The sequence below is a fragment of the Filobacillus milosensis genome (assembly GCF_004402015.1).
Taxonomy (GTDB): Bacteria; Bacillota; Bacilli; order Bacillales; family Alkalibacillaceae; genus Filobacillus; species Filobacillus milosensis.
This window is the reverse complement of the sequence record NZ_SOPW01000073.1, coordinates 1-314: the sequence shown is the minus strand read 5'-3', so window position 1 is coordinate 314 and position 314 is coordinate 1. Positions and strand designations below refer to the sequence as shown.

At 73.9% G+C, this 314-nt stretch carries 1 protein-coding gene; it reads right to left on the bottom strand.

Annotated elements, in window-relative coordinates; translation table 11 throughout:
• Positions 1 to 314: hypothetical protein (locus E3U55_RS17645; protein WP_228547611.1), on the bottom strand; the 314-nt coding region annotated here is incomplete at both ends.

The window sequence follows — 314 nt, the reverse complement described above, 5'->3', positions numbered from 1 at the left end:
CCTCCACGGACCTGTCGGGGCCGTCCTCATCAGCGCCTGCCGGTGGGGACGCGTCGTCCGCTGCGGCAGCCTCATCGCCGCTCGGCTCGGGGTCGGGCTCAGGTTCAGCGATCGGCACCAGCGCCTCGTCGTTCAGGGCAGCGGCATCCTGCGGCTCCTCGAGAGCGCCGACCGGGGGCTGCTCCTCGAGATCGTGCCGGTCCTCCGCATGCCGCGGAAGCACCAGAGGCTCATCCGGAGCGCGCCCGACGATCCGGGACTGCGCGCGCGCCGCGCGGCGCGAGGCGCGCGTGGGGATCGACAACAGCAATGCG